Origin of the sequence: Virgibacillus sp. W0181, from assembly GCF_051846915.1 — a bacterium.
Classification (GTDB): domain Bacteria; phylum Bacillota; class Bacilli; order Bacillales; family Amphibacillaceae; genus JBPYCR01.
The window spans coordinates 1-5,807 of the sequence record NZ_JBPYCR010000063.1; the positions used below are offsets into that span (position 1 = coordinate 1).

A 5,807-nucleotide genomic window follows, 5' to 3' on the forward strand; every position below is an offset into this window, starting at 1 on the left:
TATGTATTGCCTCCATTTTATCATAGTACTAAATAGTACTCAATAATTATATTGTGAATTTGACAAAAAAATAAAGCCATGAAAGGATTTTGAGTCAATTTATTATTATCTAAGTGTCAAACTCCCGGATTAGTATGTAGATAAAAAAACTTGATACAGATTTCATCAAAACACCATCAAAAATGGTGTTTTTTTGTTTCATACTTGGTTGAAGTTTTCTAAACACCCATCTGTTAAATTGCTACAATCTGATACGTATTCATATTATCATTGAAAATCATTATCAATTAGTGTATATTAAAGTTGGTTTTTTATTTATTACCGATAATACATGAGGAGGGCATACATAGATGAAAAAGATTACGATATTCGCTCTAGCTTTATTATTATTTGCAACATTAGCAGCATGTAGTCAATCCGAGGAAAATGAAGATTCCTCAGGTCAAAATGCGACCGAAGATGCAGCCGAGGAATCCAACGAAGAAGCAACTGAAGAAGTCACGATTGAACATGCACTTGGTTCCACACCATTGGAGGCAACCCCTAAAAAGGTTGTGGCACTGGAATATACGTATGCGGAGGACTTGTTAGCACTTGGCATACAGCCCACAGGAGTTGCAGATATAGAAGGCTATAAAAAATGGGTTGATGTTGAGGTGGACTTATCAGATGACGTTGTGGATGTAGGAACGCGTCAGGAGCCAAACCTTGAAACGATCGCACAGCTTGAACCAGACTTAATCATTGCACCAAAGTTTCGTCATGAAGGGATCAAAGATGAATTGGAAAGAATTGCTCCAACCGTATTCTTCGACTCTTATCCTGAAGATGAAAGCTTCACACAGTATGATGAAATGGAATCAACATTTAAGACAATTGCCAAAGCAGTCGGTAAAGAGGAAAAAGCAGACGATGTCCTGGATGATTTGGATGAAAAATACAATGAAGCCGAAGACATTCTTGAAGATGCAAATTTAACAACGGAAGCCTTCGTTCTTACACAAGCGTTCAGTTCACAGCAGGCCCCTGTGCTTCGTGTCTTTACACCGAATTCCTTGGCTTCGGAAATTTTTGAGAAAATTGGCTTAGAAAACGCTTATGAGCCTGATCAGTTTGAAATATACGGCTACTCCGAATTAAATGTTGAAGCTCTCCCATCATTAGAAGAGGCCAACTTCTTCTATGTCGTTCAAGAGGATGACAATATTTTTGAGAATGAGCTAAAAGACAATGCCGTTTGGAAGAACCTTGATTTTGTTCAATCTGACCGGTTGTACCCATTAGGTGGAGATGCATGGCTTTTTGGTGGTCCATTATCCGCAAAAACGGTTGTTGATAATGTAGTCGACATTGTGGAGTCTAAATAATGAATCTCTTTTCACTGAAAGCCTCTAGTTTATACGTTGGGGGCTTTCTTCTCTTACTTTTACTCAGTTTCTTCCATTTGACACAAGGGCAAGCTGAGTACACTTTTCAACATTTGTTAACAGCAATATGGCATCCGGGGCGCGTTCAGGATATCGTACTTGGGTTGCGTCTGCCGCGTGTTGTAATCGGAATATTAGCCGGTGGTTCACTGGCAGTGACGGGCTTGTTTTTGCAAACACTGACGAAAAATCCGCTTGCATCAGCTGGAACACTTGGAATTAATGCAGGAGCTTACTTTTTCGTCGTCGTGTTTACGATCTTTTTTCCGTCGTATATTGGGAAATTTCCATTTTTAATAGCATTATTAGGTGCGTCTTTGTCAGCATTCCTCGTTATGACTCTTGTTGGCAAAACAATGGATCCTGTCCGAGTTGCATTAACTGGGATGATTATTTCCCTATTGTTTGCATCTTTTACCGGCACGCTTCAACTTTTTTATGAAAACGAAACGAATGGGCTGTTTTTATGGGGATCAGGCACCCTCATTCAACTCGATTGGTCGGGTGTACGCTTTGTCGTATTATTTGTCGTTGTCGGAGTTCTTATGTCTGTTCTTTTAGGCGGAAAATTGGATCTCCTGACATTGGGAGATGATATTGCCACTTCTCTTGGTCAGTCAGTTACGAGGGTAAAATTGTTCGCTTGGTTAAGCGCTATTCTGCTGGCAGCAGCAACGGTCAGTGTTGTCGGACCAATTGGATTTGTCGGTTTAATTGCACCGCATATAGTCCGTTTTCTTGGTATTAAAGGACATCGAGCTCTAGTGGTGCATGCCTTTTTATGGGGGGCTATTTTGCTTGTAGGCGCAGATGTGCTTGCAAGACTTCTGGCCCCAAGTCAGGAAATACCGGTCGGAGCTATGACTGCCATAATCGGTGGTCCATGGCTCATGTACCTAGCCTACCGTGCAGGTAAACAATATCATCAGAGCGAAAGCCGTTTGGGCGGTTATGAAGTGCCTGTTCCATTCTTTATAGTGACAGGTACGTTGATGGCAGCCCTAGTCACTGTCCTTATCCTTGCCATTTCATTTGGCGGGACGGCGTTTTTAACGATTGAAGAGTGGTTCGATGGAACTGTTTTTTCAACATTTATATTTAATTTCCGTATTCCGAGAATCTTGACGGCATTTATCGTTGGAATGTTACTTGCCATGAGCGGAGTGCTATTACAAGGGGTGCTTCGAAATCCGCTCGCTGATCCGTCTGTAATAGGTATTACATCAGGAGGCGGAGCGGGCGCAATGATATTTCTCGTTCTATTTCCTTCGGTGTCAATTAAGTTTTTGCCTTTTGCAGCCTTATTCGGCTCACTTATTGCCATTACGATCATCTTGCTTGCGACGAGAAAATCCAAATGGAATCCCATTCTTCTAGCATTAGTAGGTGTTGCCCTTTCAGCGGTTGGGTCCGCGATCATTCAAATCCTCATTGTCCGAGCAAAAATCGGGGTTGCGCCTGCATTAACGTGGCTTGCCGGCTCTACTTACGGCAAAGGCTGGGATGATGTAAAAATCGTTATCGTTGTTGCAATCGTGGCAATTCCAATTAGTATTTTACTTGTTCGGCGGCTAGATGTGCTGTCATTTGGCGATGATATTGCACTAGGACTTGGCCTGAAAGTCTCCAAGACGAAAATTTTTGCTATTTTGCTTGGTGTTGCTATGGGAGCGGCTAGTGTTTCTGTTGTCGGAACGATTGGTTTTATCGGCCTTTTAGCCCCGCATATTGCAAGACGGATTGTTGGTTTCGAACATAAAAAGGTTATTATCGTCAGCTTGTTTATTGGTGGAATTCTGCTCGTAGCGGCAGACTTCTTGGGACGCATGGTGCTCGCTCCGAAAGAAATTCCATCCGGTCTTGTCGTTGCACTGATTGGGACACCATATTTACTTTATTTATTAAGAAAAATGTAACGTGCGCAGATCAGTGTGAACACCTAGCTAAATGAAAGCCATTACGTACGATGGGGAGAGTGGAAGCTAATGGAACAAAACAATATATTTGACGTGACCATCATAGGCGGGGGTGCTGCGGGGCTGTTTGCAGCATTTTACAGCGGATTGCGAGACATGAAAACAAAAGTGATCGAATATAAATCAGTGCTTGGCGGGAAAATGCGTGTGTATCCGGAAAAGATGGTGTGGGATGTCGGTGGGATACCGCCGATCACGGGTGCTCAGCTGATTGAGCAATCCATTCAACAAGGGCTCACTTTTGACCCTGAAGTTGTTCTAAATGAAAGAATAGATGGCCTAACCAAAACGGATGACGGGACGTTCGTACTCAAGGCTGCTTCGGGGCAGAAACATTATTCAAAAACGGTGGTTATTGCTGTTGGAAGCGGTATTTTAGATCCAAAAAAAATCCAGATTCAAGGTAAGGGAGATTATGAAGCATCAAACATTCATTATGCCGTCGAAACGCTTAAAGACTTTAAAGATAAAACAGTTATCATTTCCGGTGGTGGAAACACGGCAATTGATTGGGCCAATGAACTGGAACGCATTTGCAAAAAGGTTTATCTCATCTACCGAAAAGAAGCACTTGATGGTCATGAAGCAATGATTAAACATCTGCTTTCCAGTACCGTAGAATTTATGCCCGAAACAATTATCTCAAACCTGAAAACAAATGATGGAGAACAAACGATTGTCGAACAGGTGGAGCTTACAAAGCAAACAACAGGAGAGAAAACCTTTTTAGACGTGGATGAAATGATCATTAATCACGGCTACCATAGAGACACAAGCCTGCTTAAAAACAGCCGACCCGCTATCAATTTGCTTGATGATCTGTACATCAAAGGGAATGTCAACGGTGAAACGTCTGTTAACGGGCTCTACGCGGCAGGAGATGTGTTACGATTCGATGGGAAGCTTGAACTAATCGCAGGCGCATATCAGGATGCAGCTAATGCAGTTAACAAAGCAAAGCATGACATCAAACCTGATGCCAGAACGATTGCTATGGTTTCTACACATAACGATAAGCTGAAAGCGTGGAACCGGGAATTAATGGATGAAATGCTGGACGATTCAAATCAATCTTTTTAAGTGTCGTGATGCTATTTCTTGAACATTGATTTCATTTAAATTCACTCCCTCTTTCGGTACGTATTCCTGAAGCACACATGAATGAAAATGATTCTCAAACTCATTGACAGACGTGTTAATTTGAACTAAACTTGATATGTGTAAAAGAGTGTGCGGAGTTATAAATATAACTCAATTATTCCTAATCTAAAGTACTTTAATGTTAGATAACATATAGGATTTTTTTACAAAAACGAGCTTTGACATGAAAGGGGATCACCAAATGAATGCCATTTCGACAAAAGATTTAACCCTGGGCTATGGGGAGCGTAGTGTTATAGAAGGTCTTGACTTAAGCATCCCAAAAGGGGAAGTCACTGTATTTATCGGAAGTAACGGCTGTGGAAAATCTACATTGCTCCGATCACTCGCTCGTCTGTTAAAGCCCCAATCCGGATCAGTCGTATTGGACGGTCAAAACATATCCCGCATGTCAACGAAAAAGGTAGCACAAAATCTATCTATTTTGCCTCAATCTCCTATTGCCCCCGAAGGCCTTACCGTTCTTCAGCTTGTCAAGCAAGGGCGTTATCCACATCAAAGCTGGATGCAGCAATGGTCGAGTGCCGACGAAGAAGCAGTAAATAAAGCCTTGAACGCTACAAGAATGGTTGAATTTGTTGATAAAAAAGTCGATGATTTATCAGGCGGCCAGCGCCAAAGAGCCTGGATCGCTATGAGCCTTGCTCAAGATACGGACATTATGCTTCTGGACGAACCGACAACGTATCTGGATTTGGCTCATCAAATTGATATTCTTGATTTACTTCACGAATTGAATGTTACAGAAAACAGAACGATTATCATGGTTCTTCATGACTTAAATCTTGCCTGTCGTTATGCAGATCATATCGTCGCTATCAAAAATAAACAGGTTTATAAAGAAGGTAATCCGGATGATATTATATCCCCGGATCTGGTGCACGCTGTTTTTGGGTTGCGCTGTCATATTGCCTGCGATCCATTCTGCGGCACACCGATGTGCATTCCGTTCAGTAAAGGACGACATAAGAAAGCTACAAATACTGATGCAGCAGCTATTAATATATAAAATGACTGTCTCATAGAAATTTAAAATCTATTCTTAACGATAACACAAGGGAACCCGAACAACTGCGGTACATGTACAGTGCCGCGATTGACTGGTTTCCTTATTTTGGCTCTACAATAAATAGTGTTGGTGAAGAAAATTCACTAACACTATTTTTTAGTATAAAAATAGAAAACAAGTGAGTTTCCCTTTAGAATTAAAGTCGACCAAAACCAAATCCAGGAGGGAAATCAC

At 41.5% G+C, this 5,807-nt stretch carries 4 protein-coding genes; all 4 read left to right on the forward strand.

Annotated elements, in window-relative coordinates:
* Positions 1-350 precede the first annotated feature (350 nt).
* Positions 351-1,367: an ABC transporter substrate-binding protein gene (locus ACLIBG_RS15360; RefSeq protein WP_439313637.1), complete on the forward strand. Its 1,017-nt coding sequence runs from the start codon at positions 351-353 to the stop codon at positions 1,365-1,367.
* Positions 1,367-3,343 (forward strand): Fe(3+)-hydroxamate ABC transporter permease FhuB, encoded by a 1,977-nt coding sequence (gene fhuB, locus ACLIBG_RS15365; RefSeq protein ID WP_439313638.1) that lies wholly within the window; start codon positions 1,367-1,369, stop codon positions 3,341-3,343. The genes ACLIBG_RS15360 and fhuB overlap by 1 nt, the downstream gene beginning before the upstream one ends.
* Before the next feature lie 69 nt (positions 3,344-3,412).
* Positions 3,413-4,483: an NAD(P)/FAD-dependent oxidoreductase gene (locus ACLIBG_RS15370; RefSeq protein ID WP_439313639.1), complete on the forward strand. Its 1,071-nt coding sequence runs from the start codon at positions 3,413-3,415 to the stop codon at positions 4,481-4,483.
* Positions 4,484-4,745: 262 nt separating this feature from the next.
* A complete protein-coding gene (locus tag ACLIBG_RS15375) occupies positions 4,746-5,573 on the forward strand; it encodes an ABC transporter ATP-binding protein (protein ID WP_439313640.1) in 828 nt (275 codons plus the stop codon).
* Positions 5,574-5,807: the final 234 nt, after the last annotated feature.